The following is a 536-nucleotide window of genomic DNA, read 5'->3' on the forward strand; positions in this document are numbered from 1 at the left end:
CAGTAGCATTGCATAAATAAATTCTACTAATGTCAAATCACTGTTTTTTGGTCACTTATATAAGTCTGAACATTCAGATTTTATGTTATTCAGGTCAAAGTGAAAAAAGGGCAACAGGTAAGTAAATGGTAGTCCTTATCCACAATTTTACATTTATTATTTTTCCTAGTTAAACAGTGGATCGTACGTCAAGTCGTCTAGATGGCTCACCTCACCTTCTGCGAATTGGTGCTCGATTACTCGAAACTCTTGTTTCCAATTCTGTTTTCGGCGTCCTGTTGAAAAGCGTGTTGGTTGCCTAAAAAGCGAACGAAGAAAGGTGTCAAAGCCTTTAAACAACAGATTCTGTAGGGTTTTCTTTATCTCGAGTAAAGGACCATTGTGCTGCAGCTGCTCTTGTAAAAGCACTTGTAAACAGTACGTGATGAGCGCGACCCAGATTTGATTGCACACCGCATTCTCACTCTTTCCATAGAACGTTTTGAACGTGAGGTGCTGTTTCATCCATTTGAAAAAGGTCTCGATCTTCCAACGAT

Annotated in this window: 1 protein-coding gene; it reads right to left on the bottom strand. The window is 39.4% G+C overall.

What is annotated here, in order from left to right; translation table 11 throughout:
• Positions 1–165: 165 nt before the first annotated feature.
• On the bottom strand, positions 166–536 hold a 371-nt coding region (locus M3212_RS21720; RefSeq protein ID WP_251195984.1), incomplete at its 5' end, for a transposase.

It is taken from the genome of Halalkalibacter oceani (assembly GCF_023715705.1).
GTDB lineage: Bacteria > Bacillota > Bacilli > Bacillales > Bacillaceae_D > Halalkalibacter > Halalkalibacter oceani_A.